Raw genomic sequence first — 18,993 nt, forward strand, 5'->3', positions numbered from 1 at the left:
CCCCCCCCCCCCCCCCCCGACTCCGCCTCGCGCCGCACGACACCGGACGCCGCTCGGCGATCCGGTCCGATCGGCGGGACACCCCCTGGAGGGCGTCTCGCCGGTATCGCCCCCGACGCGGGCCGTTCTGCCGACCCGGCCGGCGGCGCGGCCCCCAGGGACGCCAGGAGGCGGGTCAGGGCGCGGCAGGGACCCGGCGGCGCGTCTGCCGTCGCGCGTGCGGCGGCGGCGAGGTTGCGGTGCTCCGCGACGAGCCACCCGGCGGCGGCCGCCCGGTCGGGGAAGGCCCGCTCCCACCCCTCCCCGCCGGCCGAGGGGGCGGCCGGTACGGCCGGGAGGGCGACGGGTGCGGCGTGCGGCGGTCCCAGCCGTCGTGACGCCGCCGCGGCGTACCCGACGTAGTGCCGCACGAGCCGGTCGAGGGCGGCCCGGCGGGCCGCCTCCGGGTCCTCCCGCCGCGCCGTGACGAGCGCGTGGCGGCGCAGCAGCGGGTGCAGCCGGAACCGGTCGCGGGTGCGCTGCTCCAGCAGGTTCCGGTCGAGCAGCCCGTCCAGGAGGCGGCGCGCCCGGTCGCGCGCCACACCGAGCAGGGCGGCGGCCGCCGCCGAGTCGGCGTCGGGCCCGGGCAGCAGACCGAGGGTGCGGAAGGCGTACCGCTCCGGTGCCGCCAGGCACCGGTAGGAGGCGTCGAACTCGCGTGCGACGCTGCGGCTGCCGAGCCGCAGCTCGTCCAACGCCCCAGCGCCGACCAGGCCGTCGACCAGTTCCGGCGCGGCCCGGCTCGTCCGCTGGCGCAGCCGCGCGGCGGCGATCCGCACGGCGAGCGGCAGGTACCCGCAGCGCCGCGCCACCGCCGCGGCGTACGGCGCTGCGGCCGGCGCGACGCCGGTGAACAGGGCCGCGGCCTCGGCGGGGGAGAGGACGTCCAGCGGGAAGGGGTGGGCGCCGTCGAGTTCGGCCAGGGGGCCCCGGCTGGTGACGACGACGAGGCTCGCGGAGCCGCCGGGCAGCAGCGGTCGGACGTGCGCCGCGTCGGCGGCGCCGTCGAGCAGGACGACCACCCGGCGCCGGCCGAGTACCGCCCGCCAGCGGGCGGCGGCCAGGGCCACGCTCCCCGCCCCGCCAGGCTCGCCCGCCATCCGCAGCAGCAGGTCCAGCGCCTCGTACGGGGAGAGGGGGGTGCGCTCGGCGCTGTGCCCGTGCAGGTCGACGTAGAACTGCCCGTCCGGGTGGGCGGCCGCCGCCCGGTGCGCGACGCGCGTGGCGAACGCGCTCTTCCCGACCCCGGGCATGCCGGTGACCGCCAGGACCACGCTGCTGCCGCCGCTCTCGTCCCCGTCCTCCCGGCGGTCGGCGCCGCCGCCCGAGGCCAGGGCGAGCGCGCGGTCGAGTTCGGCGCGGCGCCCGACGAAGTCCGGCAGGTCGCCGGGGAGCATGTTCGGCCCGCTGCGCGGCGCGCGGGGGAGGGCGGGGACCGGAGGCTCCGCGGTGGCCGTCCGGCCACTGGTTCCGGTCCGCACCGGCGGCCGCGCCGTCCCGCCCGCGGCGGACCCGGCGCGCCCGGCAGCGCCCGCCCCGCCCGGTGGGGTCGGTCCGCCCGGTGGGGTCGGTGGGGTCGCCACCGGCCCGCCCACCGGTGCCCCCGCCCGCGCGTCACCGGCGGCCGCGAGGCGCCCCGCCTGGCGCAGGGCCGCGCCCGGCTCGACGCCGAGTTCGTCGTGGAGCACACGGCGGGCGCGGGCGTAGGTGTCGGCGGCCTCCCGGACCCGGCCGAGGGACACCTGGCAGCGCACCAGCAGCTCCCACGGGCGCTCGCGCAGCGGATGGGCGCGGGTGAGGCGCAGCAGCTCGGGCACCAGCCGGTCGCAGCGGCCCTGGGCCAGTTCGACCTCCGCCAGTTGCTCCACGGCGCCCAGGCGCTCCTCCACGATGACCGGTTCGGCGTCGCGGCGCAGCTCCTCGGAGCCGATGTCGGCGAGCGGTTCGCCCCGGAACAGCCCCAGGGCCTCGCGCAGCGGCCCGGCCCGCAGCTCGGGGGGCAGCTCCCGGGCCCGGGCCACCAGCCGCCGGAAGCGGTGCAGGTCGACGGTGTCCTCGGCGACGTCGATGAGGTAGCCGTCGCCTGAGCAGACGAGGTCGCAGCCGGGCAGGGCGCGGCGCAGCCGGGAGGCGTAGACCTGGAGGGCGCCGGCCGCCGAGCGGGGCGGCTCGCCGTCCCAGACGGCCGCCAGCAGGCGCTCCCTGGCGACCTGGCGGCGCGGTGCGAGGAGCAGCGCGGCGAGCAGCCTGCGCGGCTTGGGCGGCGGCGGCGTCCAGCGCACGCCGCCGAGGCGCACGTCGAGGTCGCCGAGGAGCCGGAACTCCACCGTGGCGGCCGGGCGGACCGCCCCGGCGGTGGTGGTGGTGGCGGGGCCGGTGGCCGGGCCGGCGGCCGGGCCGCCGGCGGTGGTCGTGGCGGCGGGGTGGGACGCGGCCCGCGGGCCGGGGGGTGGCATGGGTGGTTCCCCTCCTTGACTCGCGTGTATCGCCTGTATCGCGTGCGGCCGGTGCCCGCCCCGGGTGTGGGGACGGGCACCGGCCGGCCGGCGGCGTGGTCCCCGCGCTAGCGGCGTGCCGCCCGTACCGTCACGACGTCGGCGCGGTGCCCGGCGCCGTTGTGGTGCAGGACGGCCAGCAGTTCGCCGCCCCGGGCGTGCGGCGCGGCGTGCACCGTGAGGGCGGTGCCGGGCCGGGCGAGGTGGGTCAGCGCGGGCGCGCCGGCCGCCTCCACCCGGTATCGGGGGGCGAGCGGGTCGTAGGCCACCGGTGCGTCGAGCTGGTCGACGACCGCGCTGCCGGGTGCCCGGTAGAAGCCGCCCACGGCGACGGTGTAGCCGATCGGGTGGGAGGCCGCCGCCGGGTCGACGCCCAGGGCGGCGAGCCGCACCGGCAGGACGACGACGTTCGTGTCGAAGGTGTTGGTGTCCACGTCGCCGTGGTGGCCGTTGACGGGCTGGGTGTCGACGGTGGTGAAGCCGCCGCCGGGCCGCGGCCTGCGCAGGTCGACGGTGTTGACCAGCAGGACGTCGCTGCGCGGCGCCTTCACCACGTACGACTCGAAGTCGGGCGTGCCGTCGCCGGTCGTGTCGATCCTGACGTACGGGACGGTGTTGCTGCCGATGTTGGCCCAGTCGCCCCAGGTCGCCACCGCGAAGGCGGCCAGCGCGTCCTGCGGGCGGCCCGCCGCGCGGGCCTGCGGGGCGGTGCTGGTCGCGCCGACGTACCGCAGGTCGCCGCCGCGGCCGGTGGCGTTGAGCACGCAGCGCTCGCCCGCGGCGTCGGCGCAGTCGGGCAGCCGCGGCGAGCGGGCGCCCAGTTCGAACGCGCTGACCAGGCCCCGGTAGGCGGAGGGCCCCCCACCCTGGTCGAGGCCGCGGCCGGTGAGTCGCAGCAGGGCGCGGGCGTCCGCGCCGCGCGGGGTGACCGCGTGGGGGACCCGGACCGCGGAGACCGGTTTCGGCGAGGCGGCGACCGGGACGCGCAGGGTCTGGTCGGCGCCCGCGCGCGGGGTGAGCAGCAGGCGGCCGGAGGTGTCGCCGACAAACTGGCGGGCCAGGCCGCCCTGGACCGCCTCCATCGCCGGTTCCATGGCCTTGCGGAGCAGGCGCGCGTCGTCGATCCGGAGCGTGACCGTCACCTTCGCCGTGCCGTGCGCGGGGACCCGCACCCGGCTGGGCGAGACGGTGAAGCGGACGCCCGGCATCGTCGCCACCGCCCGGTAGGACGCGTCGAACACCTGCTCGCGCCCGCTCTTGTTGACGACGCGCACGGTCTTCGCGCGGTGCAGTCGGCGCTCCACCTCGACCACCCCGAAGGAGGCGCTGACCGCACCCGGGTCTTCGGTGACGTAGGCGAGGGTCCGGGTGCGCAGCGCGGCGAGCGCGTCGATGCGTCCGGCGCCGACCCGCTGCGGGGTGAGCGGGGTGCCGTCGTCGGCGGTGATGTCGTGGCCGGCCGTGTTCATGGCAGCGGCCTTGGCCTCCTCGTAGGTCCACTCCGGGTGGGCCTGGCGGATCAGGGCCATGATGCCGGTGGCGTGCGGGGCCGACATGGAGGTGCCGGAGTAGACGGCGCGGTCGGTGCCGCTGCCGCTGAACGCGGCGGCGATCGTGTCGCCGGGGGCGGAGAGGTCCGGCTTGACGACGGGCCCCCGGATGCCGCGCGAGGTGAACTCGGAGGCGGTGTCGGTGAGCCGCTCGTCATAGGTGTCGACGCTCGCCCGGTCGGAACCGACGAGCCGCACCCGCAGCGTGCCGGCCTCCAGGGCCGGCCGGAGCGCCTTCGCCGCGCCGGCCGTGAACTGGAACATCGGCATGCCCGGGGTGCCGGTGACGCGCGAGGTGAAGTGGTCCTGCTCGGAGCTGAGGACGACGGCCGCGGCGCCGGCCGCCTGCGCGTGCGTGGCGCGGGCGACCGACCCGCACTCCAGGCCCTCGATGGTCCGCTGGACGTGCATCTCCAACCAGACGGTCCGCCCGGCGACGGCCGCCGCCTCCCCGGGCGAGTACGCCGTGCAGCCCCGCGCGTTGCCCTCCGGCAGGCGGACCACCTCACGGCTCAGGTCGAGGGTGTCCATCCCGGTGTACGCGAGGCTGAACTGCCCGAGCCGCTGCCCGGCCAGCGCGGCCGGCTGCTCCACGCGGGCCCGGTCGCGCAGCACGTACGAGTCGCGGGTGCTGCCGACGGTGAGCGCCTCGGGGGCGAGGCTGCCGGGGGAGCCGGCCACGTCGTACAGGTCGCCGCCGTTGCCCGCGGAGAAGACGGCCAGCACGTCGTGCCGGGCGAGTTCGCGGACGAAGAGCGACAGCGGGTCGTCGACGCTGTTGTAGTTGCTGCTGAGCGCCAGGCTGACGATGTCGAGCCGGTCGGAGAAGTCGCCGTCGCCGTCGGGGTCGAGGGCGTGGTCGAGGGCCTTGGCGGTGAGGGCGGAGGTGAGGCCGTTGCAGCCGAAGACCTTCAGCGCGTACAGGGACGCCTCGGGTGCCATGCCCGGGCCGACCCGCATCGCGCCGACGGCTTCGGCGGTGAGGCCGGCGTAGTCGCCGGTGAAGGTGGTCCCGTCGGCGTTGACGCCCTGCGAGGCGATGATGCTGGCGCCGTGCGTGCCGTGGTGGCCGCAGGAGATCGGGTTCGGGTCCGGTACGGGGGTGGTGGAGCCGAGCCGGCCCGAGGCGTCGTAGTCGTCGCCGACGAAGTCGGTCCCGCCGACCACCTTGGGCGTCGGGAAGGTGCCGGGGGCGACCGTGTCGGGGTCGACGGCGCGGTACGCCGCCTTGGTGCCGGGCCCGCCGAACGCCGCGTGGGTGTAGTCGATCCCGTCGTCGACGATGCCGACGCGGACGCCCTTGCCGGTGCCGCCGGTCCGCTGCCAGGCGTTGAGGGCGCCGGTGAGCCGCACGGAGTGGGTGCTGCTCTTCTCCTGGGCCGTCACCGGTCGGATCGAGCGCACGTCCGGCCGGTCGGCGAGGGCGCGCAGCCCGTCGGCCCCGGTCTCGACGAGGAGGCCGGGCACGGCGTTGCCGGTGACCGCGAGGACCTTCGTCGTACGGTCGGCTTCGCGCAGGGCGTCGGCGACCGAACCGGCGCGCCCGGTGACCGCGCGCCGGGCCTCCACGGCGGCGCGGCGGGCGGCGTCCGCGTCGCCGCCGCCCCGGGCCCGCTCGGTCGCGGCGTCGGCGGCGGAGCCGCCGGTGAGTTCCACGAAGACCGTGCCGTGCCCCGCCGCGGCGGCCGGGCGGGGCGGGAGCGCGGCGGGCGTCCCCGACGCGGCCCGCGCGGGCCCGGCCACCGCGGGCGCCGGCCGGTCCGCCGCGGTCCCGCCGGCGCCCGCGGCGGAGGTGGTGGTGGCGACGGCGGCGAGCGCGCACACCGCGGCCAGGGTCGGTAGGTGTCGGAAGCGTCTCGTGCGCTGGGGGTGTCGCGGCAAGCCAATCAACCTCTTCTGTCCCGTTTCCTTGTCGCACCAGGGGTAGGGCGCACGCCCGGTCGGGCGGCCGCCACCTCCCGCCAGGTCAGCCGCCCCAGGTCAGGTCGTGGGGCGCGGCGCGGCCGGCGGTTCTCCCGGACCGGGTTGCGTTCCGGCGCATGGCGAGATTCCTCTCACGAGGGTCGGTCGGAGCTGCCCTCATGGTGGGGTGGCGGCGGAAAGGGGTGGAAGGCATCCGGGTTTCCGCATCCGGCCCTGTCCCATTCAGGCCATCAACGCTCCTGCGCGAGGCTCGGGAAGGCGCCCGGCACGCCGAGGACGATCTCGCACCGGACGAGCCGCCATCCGCTCAGGTCAGGGCAGTTGCGCAGAACGCCGCGGCACAGGGCGGTGACGCGGTCCTCGGCCTGCTCGACGGATCCGGCCATCACGAAGACGCCGAGCACGGGACCCGAGGGCGCCTCCGGGTGGACGGCGACGTGCTGCACCCGCGGATCGCGCAGGACGGCCGTCCTGGCCAGCAGCATCGCCCCGCGCGGCGGCCCGCCGGCAGGAGGTGGTGCGAACTGGGCATGAACGAGATACATGGCTTCTCCGGGCGATCGAAGCGGATGCGGGGGCTCCGGGACAGGCTGGGGCCCTTTGGCCGAAGTCGTCTTCCACGGGGACGTGGGGTGCGGCAGAATCGCGTGGCGTCCTTGGCATGCCACTTTCAACGACAGGGAAACCGATGCTGCAGGCGCTGGGGCTGGATTCCGTCAGCGAGCGGGTGTACCGGGCGATGCTGGCCCACCCGGACGACGACGTGGTGCGACTCGCGGCCCGGCTGGACCTGCCGCCCGGCGACCTCGTCCCGGCCCTCGACCGACTCAGCGAACTCTCCCTGGTCTACCCCGACGCCCGCGAGTCCGAGGTGCCGAGGGTGGTCCGGCCCGAGGCGGCCATGGGCATCCTGCTGGCCCGCCAGGAGGCCGCGCTCGCCGCCCAGCAGGAGCGCACCGAGACCGCGCGGGCGGCGGCCGCCCGCCTCGTCGCCGAGTACGCCTCCGCCCATCCTGACACCGGCGGCGACGCCGTCGAGCGTCTCCACGGGATCGCCACCATTCGCCGACGATTAGCCCTACTCGGCGACTCCGCGCAGCGCTCGGTGATGACGTTCGCCCCGGGCGGCGGGCACAGCGAGGAGGACCTGCAGGCCAGCCGCGGCCCCAACGAGGCGATGCTCGCGCGCGGCGTGCGGATACGGACGGTCTACCTGGACAGCGTCCGCGGCCACGGCCCCACCAGGGGGCACGTCGAGTGGCTGGGCCGCTGCGGCGCGCAGGTCCGCACGGTGCCCTCCCTCCCGCTGCGCATGATCATCGTCGACCGGGAGACGGCCGTGCTCCCGCTGGACGTCGCCGACGCCCGGGACGCCGCGGTCGTGCTGCGCGAACCGAGCCTGCTGGTGGCGCTCTGCGCCCTGTTCGACCAGACCTGGGCCGTCGCCCGGCCCTTCGCCGACCCCCAGGCCGGCGGGCCCGCCACCGCGGGCGAGGAACTGAGCCGGCGCGAGCGCGAGGTGCTGCGCCTCCTCGCCGAGGGGCACACGGACGAGTCGATGGCCAAGAGGCTCGGCATCTCCTCGCGCAGCGCCCGCCGCATCGTCGCGGGCCTGCTGCGCCGGCTCGACGCGCGCAGCCGGTTCGAGGCCGGCATCCTCGCGGTGCTGGCCGGCTGGCTCCCGTACGGCGTGCCGCTGCGGCTGGGCCCCGACGCCGTGCCCGCCGCGCGTACCGCCCCGGACGGCACCGCGGTGGCCGTCGCCACGGGACCGGCCCCCCGGCCGAGGGCCCGCCTGGCGGGCGGCTGACCACCCGCCGGACGAGGGGGGCCGGGCGGAGCGGAGCCCCCGCCGGACCGCCCCCGCCGCCGTTCGCGGCCGCCGAGGAGGAGGCGCCTGCGTCTTTACGACGCGAAAACGCCGTACCGCCGCGACCGCGCCGGCTGTGCGCGAGCATGTCGCGGCGGTGTTTCCGGCCCGACGGCGGCGTACCGCGTCTCCGGTCGCACCGGGTGATCAGGCCGGAAAGGGGCGCTGTCCGAATAAGTCCTGTTGACCACTGCATGCGTGATCGACATTCTGAACGGGTGGGCCGGGGAGCCGCCGACGCCTCCGTGCCCGCTTCCTCCGGCGTGCCCCACGGCCGCCGCGGCGGCACGCCCGCGCGGCGGGACCGGGCGGTACGACCGCACCGGCACGCCGGTGACCCGGCGCGCGTCCCGGCCGGCGGGCGGGGCCACGGGAGGACCACGGGTGCAACGCCACGGCACACCACCGGAAGGGGTAGTTCCTTGCCTGGCAGCAAGTCGGATCTGAAGTCACTCAGGGCGACGAAGTACACCTCGTCGACGCGTACCGCCGGCAGCCTGGAGCGATTACGCCGCTCGGCGTACCACACCGGACTGCGGGCGCTGGACGTCTGGGACCGGGTGCGCGGCAAGGAGCACCCGCTGCTCCCGCCCCGGCGCTACCGCCGGTTCATCGGCAACGGCGACTTCCTGGAGGTGGGCCGCCGCATCACCGCCTACCTGCGGGACGAGCTGGGCATGGGACCCGGCCACGACGTGCTCGACGCGGGGTGCGGCGCCGGACGCGTCGCGGTCCCCCTCACGGACGTCCTCACCGAGGGCTCGTACCTCGGCTTCGACATCGTCCCCCACGCCATCGACTGGTGCTCCCGGACGATCACCCCGCGCCACCCGAACTTCCGCTTCGCGCACGTCGACATCCGCCAGGAGATCTACAACCCCGAAGGCACGCTCTCCGCCGTCGACTTCCGCTTCCCCGCCCCCGACGCGGCCTTCGACATCGCCGCGCTGATCGGGCTCATCAGCCATCTGCGCCCGGCCGAGATGGAGAACTACCTGGCCGAGTCGGCCCGGGTGCTCCGACCCGGCGGGCAGTGCCTCACCACCGCCTACCTGGTGGACGACGCGGTCGCCGCGAACATCGCGCGCGGCGCCACCGCCTTCACCTTCACGCACGACCACGGCGACTACCACGTGCACTCCGAGGAGGAGCCCACGTACGCCATCGCCTACCGGCTGGACTACCTCCTGTCGGTGGCGGAGCGCCACGGTCTGCGCATGCGCCGGGACCCCCACCCGGGGACCTGGGGCGTCTCGACGCGGCGCCCCGCCTCGATGGACCTGCTCGTGCTCGAGCGCGTCTGAGGCGGCCGGCGTCGTCCGGGCGCCGCGCGGCGCCCACGTCCCTGTACGAGAGAGGAACACCACCCGTCCATGACCGACAACACCAGCCCCGCCGCCACCCCCGGTGACGGGACGCCCGGCGTCATCGTCGTCTCCGGCATCTCGGCCGCGGGCAAGTCCACCGTCGCCCAGGCCCTCGCCGAGCGGCTGCCGCGCTCGGCGCACGTGCGCGGCGACACGTTCCGCCGGATGATCGTCAACGGCCAGGCGCACATGACGGCCGAGGCCCCGCCGGAGGCGGTCGCCCAGCTGCGGCTGCGCCACCGGCTGGCCGCCGCGTCCGCCGACGCCTACGTCGAGGCCGGCTTCACCGCCGTGCTCCAGGACATCCTGCTCGGTGAGCACCTGGTGGAGATCACCCGGATGGTCAGGAGCCGTCCGCTGGCCGTCGTCGTGCTGGCGCCCGACCCGGAGGTCGTGGCCCGGCGCGAGGAGCAGCGCTCCAAGACCGGCTACGGTCCGGACTGGCAGCCGCGGGACCTCGACAGGATCCTGCGGGACGACACGCCCCGGATCGGGCTGTGGCTCGACACCTCCCGCCAGACCGTCGACGAGACCGTCGACGAGATCCTGAAGCGGGCCTGGTCCGAGGGCGCCGTCTCCTGACCCGCCGCGGGCCGGACCGGCGGCGCGCGGGGGCACTTCGCACCCGCCCGCCCCGGCCCGGCCCCTCCACCCGCACGGGGCCGGCACCGCGCCGGCCCCGGCACCACGCCAAGGAAGGACACGCGTTGCGCACGCTGAGGATCGGTCCGGACGGCGTCCCGGTGGGAGCCGTCGGTCTGGGCTGCATGGGCATGTCCTACGCCTACGACCCCGCCGGCCGCGACGACGACACCTCCGTCACCGTGCTGCACCGGGCGCTCGACCTGGGCGCCGACCTGCTGGACACCGCCGACGTCTACGGCCCCCACACCAACGAGGAACTGGTCGGCCGCGCCCTCGCCGGCCGCCGGGAGCGCGCCGTCCTCGCCACCAAGGTCGGCTTCGTGGCGGGTCCGACCCGCCTGCGGCGCGACGGCAGCCCCGCGCACGTCCGCGCCGCGATCGACGCCAGCCTCCGCCGCCTGCGCACCGACCACGTCGACCTGTACCAGCTGCACCGGGTCGACCCGCAGGTGCCGCTGGAGGAGACCTGGGGCGCCATGGCGGAGGTCGTCAAGGCCGGCAAGGCCCGGATGCTGGGCCTGTCCGACGTGACGGTCGACCAGGTCCGCACCGCCCAGGCCGTGCACCCGGTGGCCACCGTCCAGGCGGAGCTGTCCCTGTGGACCCGGGAGGCGACGGACGCCCTCCTGCCGTACACCGCCCGCGAGGGCATCGCGCTCGTCGCCTACTCCCCGCTCGGCCGCGGCTTCCTCACCGGCCGCTTCACCTCCGTGCGGGACCTCCCCGAGGACGACTACCGGCGCGGCAACCCCCGTTTCCAGCAGGAGGCCCTCGACGCCAACCTCCGCCTCCTCGACGCGGTGCGCGCCGTCGCCGGCCGGCACGGCGCGACGCCCGCGCAGACCGCGCTGGCCTGGGTGCTCTCGCGGGGCCCGCACGTCGTGGCGATACCCGGCACGAAGACCGTCCGCTACCTGGAGGAGAACGTCGCCGCCGCGGATCTGCGCCTCGACGCCGACGACCTCGCCCTGCTGGACGCCCTGCCGCCCGCCGTCGGGGCGCGCCAGTGAGACCGGGCCCGCCGCCTCCGGCTGCACGGCACCGGGTCCCGCCCGGCCGGTGCCGCCGGGCTCGCGGCGACGCCCCGCGGCCCGGACCCCCGGGCCGCCGGCGCCCCGGGCCGGACAGGCCCTGAGCCGTCCGCCGACCGGCCCGGCCCCCGCCACGGCCGCGCGCGGACACCGAACCACCCGCACGAAAGGACCCACCCGTTGTCCGCAACCGACCGGTCGACCCTGCGCCGGGGCCTGGGCGTCCTCGCCGTCGCCGTACGCGAGGAACCCTGGATCTTCGGCGCGGCCCTGCTCGCCAGCGCCCTGTACGGCGTGGCGCCGGTCGCCACGTCCTGGACGCTGGGCCGCATCACCGAGGACGTGGTCCTGCCCGCCTTCGCCGAGGGCCGCACCACCGCCGGCGCGCTCGTCGGCGCCGGCCTGGCCGTGTTCGCCGTGGCCATGCTGCGGGTGGTCGGCGTCATCGGGCGCCGCGTCGGGGCGGGCATCATGCAGTTCCGGCTCCAGGCGACGTACCGCCGCAAGGTGGCCCACCGCTACCTGCGGCTGCCGCTCGCCTGGCACCAGCGCCACCCGGCGGGACAGCTGCTGTCCAACGTCAACGCCGACGTCGAGGCGGCGTGGGCGCCGATCGTGCCGCTCCCCACCGCCATCGGCGTCGTCGTCATGCTCGCCGCGGCCATCGTGTCGATGTTCGCCGTCGACCCGGTGCTCGCCGCCGTGGCGCTGCTGGTGTTCCCCGCCATCGGGCTGCTCAACGTCTTCTACCAGCGCCGGCTGACCCCCCTCGCCGCGCACGCCCAGGGGCTGCGGGCCGAGACCAGCGACATCGCGCACGAGAGCTTCGACGGCGCGCTGGTCGTCAAGACCCTCGGCCTGGAGGAGCACGAGACGGCCCGGATGGCCGCCGTCGCCGCCCGACTGCGCGACGCGAACGTCGCGGTCGGCCGTACCCGCGGCCGCTTCGACCCGATGCTCGACGCCCTGCCCAACCTCGGGATCCTCAGCGTCCTCGCCGTGGGCACCGCCCGGCTCTCCGCGGGCGCCCTCACCGTCGGCGAACTCGTCCAGGTCTCCTACCTCTTCACCATGATCGCCTTCCCGGTGCGGGCCTTCGGCTGGGTCCTCGCCGAACTGCCGCGCAGCTCCGTCGGCTGGGCCCGCGTACGCCACGTCCTCGACGCCGAGGGCGACCTGCCCACCGGCGAACTGCGCCTGTCCGACGCCGGGCCGATCAGCCTCGACACCCGCGGCGTCAGCTACGCCTACGACGGCGGCACCGTCCTGCACGACGTCACCCTCGCCGTCGGCCCGGGCCGGACGGTGGCGGTCGTCGGACCCACCGGCTCGGGCAAGTCCACCCTCGCCACGCTCATGGTGCGGCTCGTCGACCCGGTCAGCGGCGACGTGCTCATGGACGGCCTCGACGCCCGCCGCATGCGCTCCGGCGAGGTGTCCTCGGCCGTGGCGTTCGTGCCGCAGGAGACCCTGCTGTTCGACGACACGGTCCGCGGCAACGTCCTGCTGGGCCTCGAACTGCCCGACGAACGCGTCTGGGACGCCCTGGAGGCCGTCCAGGTCGCCGACGTCGTCCGCGCGCTCCCCGACGGTCTGGACACCCGCGTCGGCGAGCGCGGCGCGACCCTCTCCGGCGGCCAGCGGCAGCGGATCGCCCTGGCGCGGGCGCTCGTGCGGCGCCCCCGGCTGCTCGTCCTGGACGACGCCACGTCGAGCATCGACCCGGAGGTGGAGGGGCGCATCCTGCGGCGCCTGCGGGACGCGCGGGTGCCCTCCACGCTCGTCCTGGTCGCCTACCGGCAGGCCACCATCGCCCTCGCCGACCACGTCGTGTACGTCGAGCGCGGCCGGGTGGTGGACAGCGGCACGCCCGACGAACTGCGCGCCCGCTGCCCCGGCTACCGCGACCTGGTCACGGCGTACGAGCGCGAGGAACAGGGCCAGGAACAGACACAGGGCCAGGGCCGGCACACGGACGGGAGGACGGCGTGAGCAGCCGCATCACGGGGGAGGGCCGGGGCGCGACGGCGACGCTCCGCAGGGCGCTGGAGGTGTCGCCCGGGCTGCGCGAGGGGCTGGCGGCGGTGGTCCTCCTCGCCCTGCTCGCCGCGGCCGGCCGGGTCGTCGTGCCCGTCGCCGTGCAGCTCACCCTCGACGAGGGCCTCCGGTCGGAGCACGGCCCGCGCACCGGCTTCGTGCTGACCACCGTCGGGGTGTGCGCGGTGGCGGTCCTGGCCACCGCCTGGGTGACGTACCGGATGAACCACCGCCTCTACCGCAGCGTCGAGGCCGGCCTCGCGACGCTGCGGGTCAAGGCGTTCCGGCGGGTGCACGACCTGTCGGCGCCCGCGCTGACCGGCGAGCGGCGCGGCGACCTCGTCGCCCGGGTGACCGCGGACGTCGACCAGTTCAGCACCTTCCTCCAGTACGGCGGCATGTTCCTGGTGAGCCTGTGCCAGCTGTTCGTCGGCAGCGTGGTGATGTTCGTGTACTCCTGGCAGCTCGCGCTCATGGTGTGGCTGGTGTTCCTCCCGCTGGCGCTGGTGCTCCCGGCCCTGCAACGGCGCCTGTCCCAGGCGTACGGCCGCGTCCGGGCCCGCGGCGGGGACATGCTCGCGGCGACCGGCGAGGCCGTCGTCGGCGCGGCCGTCATCCACGCCTACGACGCCGGCGACCTCATCGGCCGGCGCATCGACACGGCGGTGGAGGAGCACCGGCGCGCCCAGAGCCGCGCCCAGCGGCTGGTGGCGGTCACCCTGTCCAGCGGCGAGGTCGCGGCGGCGCTCGCCATCGGCGGCGTGGTCAGCCTCGGTGTGCTCCTCGGCGTCGACGGGCACCTCACCGCCGGCGAGCTCGTGGCCTTCCTCTTCCTCGTCACCCTCTTCATCGGGCCCGCCCAGATGAGCACCGAGGTCCTGAACGAGCTGCAGAACGCCCTCGCGGGGTGGCGGCGCGCCCTGGCGGTGGTCGACGCCCCGATCGACGTGCCGGACCCGGGACCGAGCGGCACCCCGATGCGGTCCGGCCCGGTCGAGGTGCGCTTCGAGGACGTCTCCTACGCCTACCCCGACGGCCCGCCCGTGCTGCGCGACGTCGACGTGCGCATCGCCCCGCGCAGCCGGGTCGCGGTGGTCGGCGAGACCGGCTCGGGCAAGTCGACCTTCGTCAAGCTGCTCATCCGGCTCGCCGACCCCACCTCCGGCCGGGTGTCGCTGGGCGGCGTGCCGCTGACCGGGATCCCCTTCGCGTCCCTGCGCGAACGGGTCGTCATGGTCCCGCAGGACGGTTTCCTCTTCGACACCACGGTCGGGGAGAACATCGCCTACGGCCGGCCCGGCGCCACCGGGGACGACGTGCTGCGGGCCCTCGGGGACCTCGGCCTGGACGGCTGGCTCGACGGGCTGCCCCGCGGCCTGGACACGCCCGTCGGCCAGCGCGGCGAGGCCCTGTCGGCGGGCGAGCGCCAACTCGTCGCGCTGGCGCGGGCCTATCTCGCCGACCCGGACCTGCTCGTGCTCGACGAGGCCACCTCGGCGGTCGACCCGGCCACCGAGCAGCGCCTCCAGCGGGCGCTGGAGAACGCCACCCGCGGCCGTACCGCCGTCTCGGTCGCGCACCGGCTGTCGACCGCCGAGGCCGCCGACCGGGTCCTCGTCTTCGACCGGGGCCGTATCGTCCAGCAGGGCAGCCACGCCGAACTGGTCGCCCGGCCGGGGCGGTACGCCGAGCTCTACGCGGCGTGGATGTCGGCGACGGGGGCGACGGGGGCGGCCGGCCCGGCCGGGGCGCGCTGACCGGGGCGCGCGGGGGTGCGGCCGCGCGCCGGGTGGCGGGTGGTCAGGTCACGCCGCGCATCAGGCGGCGCAGGCGCTTGCGGGCCAGGGCCACCGCCGCCGCGCAGACCAGCGCGGCCGCGCCCAGCACGGCGAAGTACGTACCGGGCGACCAGATGACGGTGAGCCGCACCACCTGGGAGCTGAGGGCGCTGCCCAGCGCCACCGACAGGAACCACAGGCTCATGATCTGGTGGGCGAACCGGGACGGCGCGAGCCGGGTGGTGACGCTCAGTCCGGTCGGGCTGAGACACATCTCGGCCATGATCTGCACGAGGAACGCGACGATCAGCCAGAGCGGCGTGACGCGGCCGTCCGCCGCCGACCAGCCGGCCCCCGCCATGATCAGCGTGGCCAGCCCGAGCCCGAGCAGGCCCAGCGCGAACTTGGCCGCGGTGCTCGGCTGCCGCTCGCCGAGCCGCAGCCACAGCGCGGCGAACGCGGTGGCCAGCACGATGCTGTAGAGCGGACCCAGCGACTGGAACCAGCTGGTGGGGAACTCCCAGCCGAACAGCGTGCGGTCCACGTGGTCGCGGGCGAACAGGCTGATCAGCGAACCCCCCTGCTCGGCGATCATCCAGAACACCGAGGCCGCCAGGAAGATCCACACGTAGGCGCCCAGCCGGCTGCGGTCCACCGCGTCCAGGCCGGCCGCGCGGAACATCACCGTGAAGTACACGACCGGGACGGCGATCGTCAGCAGGGTGACCGCCTGGATCGCGGCCTGCGTGGGCGACTGCCCCCACAGCACCGCGAGGGCGAACACCGCGGCGAGGAACCCCACCGCCCCGCCCCCGGCCAGCACGGCCCGCCGGACGTCGGCCGCGGGCAGGGCCCGCACGGGTTCGGCGAGGGAGCCGGGCAACCGGCCCCGGCCCCGTACGCACACCAGCAGCCCGACGAGCATGCCCACCGCGGCCGCGCCGAACCCGGCGTGCCAGTCGACGCGTTCCCCGAGGAAGCCGGTGACCAGCGGGGCGGCGAACGCGCCGAGGCTGATGCCCATGTAGAAGAGGGAGAACCCGGCGTCGCGCCGCGCCGACGACCCCGGCCCGTCCCGCCCGCCGCCGTCCTCCGCGTCGTACAGCCGGCCCACCATCGTGGAGATGCCGGGCTTGAGCAGCCCGGTGCCGACGGCGACCAGCAGCAGCCCGGGGTAGGCGGAGGCGGCGCCCGCCGGCACCGCCAGGACCGTGTGCCCGGCGGTGATGACGATCCCGCCCCGCACCACCGCCCGGTGCGAGCCCCACAGCCGGTCGGCGAGCCACCCCCCGGGCAGCGCCAGCAGGTTGACGAGCGCTCCGTACACGCCGAAGACGGCGGCCGCGACGTGCGGCGCCAGGCCGAGGCCGCCGTCCGACACGGGCGCGGCGAGGAAGAGGACGAGGATCGCCCGCATCCCGTAGAAGCTGAAGCGCTCCCACATCTCGACGCTCCACAGCGTCAGCAGCCCGCGCGGGTGGCGCCCGCCGGCCGCGCGGGCCGGCGCCGCTCCCTGCGTCTCCACCATGTGCCCCTCCCTCCCCGGTGGTCGTCGAAGCCCGTCGCGGGTCAGGCGTCCAGCGCGCCCGAGACGGACGCGGCGGCCAGGGACTCGTCCACGATCAGCACCGGGATGCCGTCGACCACGGGATAGGCCCGCCCGCAGCCGGTCCCGCGGCAGGTGAGGGCCGTCTCCCGGGCGTCCGCGCGGAGCGGGGCGGTGCACACGGGGCAGGCGAGGATGTCCATCAGTCGGCTGTCGACGGGCACGGTGTTCTCCTCCAACGGTGTGACGGAACAGGTCGGTTCGGCCGGTTCGGCCAGGTCGGTCGGCCAGGTCGGTCGGGGTCGGTGCGGTCGGGGTGGGCGCTCGGCCGTCGGTCCGGTCGGGGCGCTCACGCGCGGCGCGTGGCGGCCGGGACGTGCGGGGCCGGCGCGGCGGCGTCCGGCGGGTCCGCCGCCCGTGACGCGCGCAGCAGGGCCCGTACCGGGGTGGCGGCCTTCAGCAGCATCTCCCGGTACTCCTCGGCGGGGTCGGAGTCGAGGACGATCGCCCCGCCCGCCCCCACGGTCCATTGGCCGCCCGAGCGGACGGCGGTGCGGATGACGATGTTCAGGTCGGCGCCGCCGGTCAGCCCGAGGTAGCCGATCGAGCCGGAGTACAGGCCGCGCGGCGCCCCCTCCAACCGGTCGATGATCTCCATGGTGCGCAGCTTGGGCGCCCCCGTCATCGACCCGCCGGGGAAGCAGGCGCGCACGCAGTCGACCGCGCCGGTGCCGGGCCGCAGCGTGCCGCGCACGGTGGACACCAGCTGGTGGACGGTCGCGTACGTCTCCACGTGCATCAGGCGCGGGACGTGCACGCTGCCGACGCGGCACACCCGTCCCAGGTCGTTGCGGAGCAGGTCCACGATCATCAGGTTCTCGGCCCGCGTCTTCGGGTCGCGGGTCAGCGCCTCCCGCAGCCGGGCGTCCTGCGCCGGGTCGGCCCCGCGGGGCGCCGTGCCCTTGATGGGCTTGCTCTCCACCGCGCCGTCCGGGGCGATCCTCAGGAAGCGCTCGGGCGAGGAGCACGCGGCCTCGGTGTCGCCGAACCGCAGATAGGCCGCGTACGGCGCGGGGTTGAGCCGCCGCAGCACGGTGTGCACGGACAGCCCGTCCGCGTCGGCCGGCACCCGCACGGTGTCGGTGAGGCATATCTCGTAGCTCTCGCCCGCCCGCAGCTCCTCCCGGCACCGCCGGATGTCCGCGAGGTACCGCTCCTCCCCGCGCGCGGGCCGCACCACCGGGACGTCACCGCCGGCCGCCTCCGCCCGGCGGGGGCGCGGGGGCGGCACCGCCGCGACCCGGGCGCCCGTCCGCCGCAGCCACGCCTCGGCGCGCTCCGCGTCGGCCCGGTCGTCGCGGGCCAGGCACAGCAGGTACGTCTCGGCGCGCTCGTGGTCCACGGCGACGAGCCGGTCGGCGAAGATCCACGCCGCGTCGTCGCCGGTGGACGGCCGCGTCAGCGGGGATCCGCAGTCGGCGCGCAGCTCGTACCCGAACCAGCCGACGTACCCGCACGCGAAGTCGAAGGGGAGCGGGGGCGCGGTGATCCGGCGGCGGGCCAGCCGCTCCCGCAGATAGGCGAAGACGGTCCCCGGTACGGTCGTCGTGCCGCCGGCGCCGGTCACCTCCACGCGGCCGGACCCCGCGCGGTAGCGCACGGTCTCCGCGAGGGGGCCGCCGGCGTCACCCAGGAACGAGAAGCGCGCGAGGCCCGGTTCGACCCGCGAGCTGTCCAGCCAGAAGGCGTGCCGGGAGCGGGCGAAGAGGGCGCGGAAGACGGCCTCGGTGTCGGGGGCGCCCGGCAGCCTGCGCACGTGGAGCCGGTACGGGGGCCGATCCGTGCCCACCGTGGCCGCCCGCCCAGCGCCGTCCGGGCCCCCGGCGTCCACGCCCGTGCCCGCCGTGCCGTCCCGCCCGGTACCGCCCCACCCCGTGCCGTCCGGGCCCGTGCCGCCCCACCCCGTGCCGTCCCGGCCCGCGGCGTGCGGCCCCGTGCCGTCCCGGCTTCCGTCCCGCCCCGTGCCGCCGCCCGCGGCCGTGTGGCGGGTCCCGCTCGCGGTCGTGCCCCCGACTCCCGCCGGGGGCGCGGGGGCGCCGCCGCGCGCCGCGGGGGCCGGGCGGTGGGCGAGGGCCAGGCGGGCGAAGTTGGCGACGAGCCGCTCACCGTGCTCGGTGGCCACCGACTCCGGATGGAACTGCACGCCCCACCGCGGCAGCGTCCGGTGGCGCACGCCCATCACCACGCCGTCCTCGGCCCACGCCGTCGCCTCCAGCTCCGCCGGCAGCGGCTCCGACACCGCCAGCGAGTGGTAGCGCACGCCGGTGAAGTCCTGCGGGATGCCGGCGAACAGCCCCTCGCCGCGGTGGCGGACGGTGCTGAGGTGGCCGTGCCGGGGCACCGGCGCCCGCCGCACCCGGGCACCGGCGGCCAGGGCTATCGCCTGGTGGCCCAGGCACACGCCGAGCACGGGCAGCGCCGAACGGGCGAGCAGCCGCGCGGCGAGGCCCAGGTCGCGGGCCCGCCCCGGGTGCCCGGGGCCGGGGGAGACCACCAGCGCGTCGAAGCCCTCCGGGTCGACGCGCCGCAGCGCCGGGTCGTCGTTGGCCAGCACCAGCGGCTCGGTGCCGGTCGTGCGGGCGATGAGCTGGAACAGGTTGTGGCTGTAGGAGTCGTGGTTGTCCACGAGCAGGGTGCGCATGGGGGGCTCCA

At 76.6% G+C, this 18,993-nt stretch carries 12 protein-coding genes; 6 read left to right on the top strand and 6 right to left on the bottom strand.

Annotated elements, in window-relative coordinates:
- From LPA54_RS00005 to LPA54_RS00015, 3 genes are all read right to left on the bottom strand, one after another.
- A partial coding sequence (locus LPA54_RS00005; protein ID WP_267486577.1) for a BTAD domain-containing putative transcriptional regulator occupies positions 1-2,495 on the bottom strand: 2,495 nt, incomplete at its 3' end.
- 107 nt (positions 2,496-2,602) lie between these two features.
- Positions 2,603-5,908: a S8 family serine peptidase gene (locus LPA54_RS00010; protein ID WP_228972936.1), complete on the bottom strand. Its 3,306-nt coding sequence runs from the start codon at positions 5,906-5,908 to the stop codon at positions 2,603-2,605.
- A 329-nt stretch (positions 5,909-6,237) separates the two neighbouring features.
- Entirely contained in the window at positions 6,238-6,552 is a 315-nt protein-coding gene (locus LPA54_RS00015; RefSeq protein WP_228972937.1) for a hypothetical protein, read from the bottom strand.
- Positions 6,553-6,695: 143 nt separating this feature from the next.
- On the opposite strand from LPA54_RS00015, the gene LPA54_RS00020 reads away from it, so the two are divergent.
- The 6 genes from LPA54_RS00020 to LPA54_RS00045 all read left to right on the top strand — a co-directional run bounded on the left by LPA54_RS00020 (position 6,696) and on the right by LPA54_RS00045 (position 14,714).
- A complete protein-coding gene (locus LPA54_RS00020; protein WP_228972938.1) occupies positions 6,696-7,817 on the top strand; it encodes a LuxR C-terminal-related transcriptional regulator in 1,122 nt (373 codons plus the stop codon).
- 482 nt (positions 7,818-8,299) lie between these two features.
- Entirely contained in the window at positions 8,300-9,181 is an 882-nt protein-coding gene (locus tag LPA54_RS00025) for a class I SAM-dependent methyltransferase (RefSeq protein WP_228972939.1), read from the top strand.
- Between the two features lie 69 nt (positions 9,182-9,250).
- The gene (locus LPA54_RS00030; protein ID WP_228972940.1) at positions 9,251-9,826 is read left to right on the top strand and encodes an AAA family ATPase; all 576 of its coding nucleotides are present in this window, start codon (positions 9,251-9,253) and stop codon (positions 9,824-9,826) included.
- A gap of 125 nt (positions 9,827-9,951) precedes the next feature.
- Positions 9,952-10,899: an aldo/keto reductase gene (locus tag LPA54_RS00035; RefSeq protein ID WP_228972941.1), complete on the top strand. Its 948-nt coding sequence runs from the start codon at positions 9,952-9,954 to the stop codon at positions 10,897-10,899.
- A 201-nt stretch (positions 10,900-11,100) separates the two neighbouring features.
- Positions 11,101-12,912: an ABC transporter ATP-binding protein gene (locus tag LPA54_RS00040; RefSeq protein WP_228972942.1), complete on the top strand. Its 1,812-nt coding sequence runs from the start codon at positions 11,101-11,103 to the stop codon at positions 12,910-12,912.
- Positions 12,909-14,714 carry an ABC transporter ATP-binding protein gene (locus tag LPA54_RS00045; protein ID WP_228972943.1) on the top strand — a complete coding sequence of 602 codons (1,806 nt, stop codon included), beginning with the start codon at positions 12,909-12,911 and terminating at the stop codon, positions 14,712-14,714. The genes LPA54_RS00040 and LPA54_RS00045 overlap by 4 nt, the downstream gene beginning before the upstream one ends.
- A 43-nt stretch (positions 14,715-14,757) precedes the next feature.
- On the opposite strand, the gene LPA54_RS00050 is transcribed toward LPA54_RS00045, so the two are convergent.
- The 3 genes from LPA54_RS00050 to pabB all read right to left on the bottom strand — a co-directional run bounded on the left by LPA54_RS00050 (position 14,758) and on the right by pabB (position 18,982).
- On the bottom strand, positions 14,758-16,263 hold the full coding sequence (locus LPA54_RS00050; protein ID WP_228972944.1) for a peptide MFS transporter: 1,506 nt from the start codon (positions 16,261-16,263) through the stop codon (positions 14,758-14,760).
- 41 nt (positions 16,264-16,304) lie between these two features.
- On the bottom strand, positions 16,305-16,505 hold the full coding sequence (locus LPA54_RS00055; RefSeq protein ID WP_228972945.1) for a Trm112 family protein: 201 nt from the start codon (positions 16,503-16,505) through the stop codon (positions 16,305-16,307).
- A 125-nt stretch (positions 16,506-16,630) separates the two neighbouring features.
- Positions 16,631-18,982 carry an aminodeoxychorismate synthase component I gene (gene pabB, locus LPA54_RS00060; protein ID WP_228972946.1) on the bottom strand — a complete coding sequence of 784 codons (2,352 nt, stop codon included), beginning with the start codon at positions 18,980-18,982 and terminating at the stop codon, positions 16,631-16,633.
- Positions 18,983-18,993: the final 11 nt, after the last annotated feature.

The sequence above is a fragment of the Streptomyces sp. DH12 genome (assembly GCF_020873895.1).
Classification (GTDB): domain Bacteria; phylum Actinomycetota; class Actinomycetes; order Streptomycetales; family Streptomycetaceae; genus Streptomyces.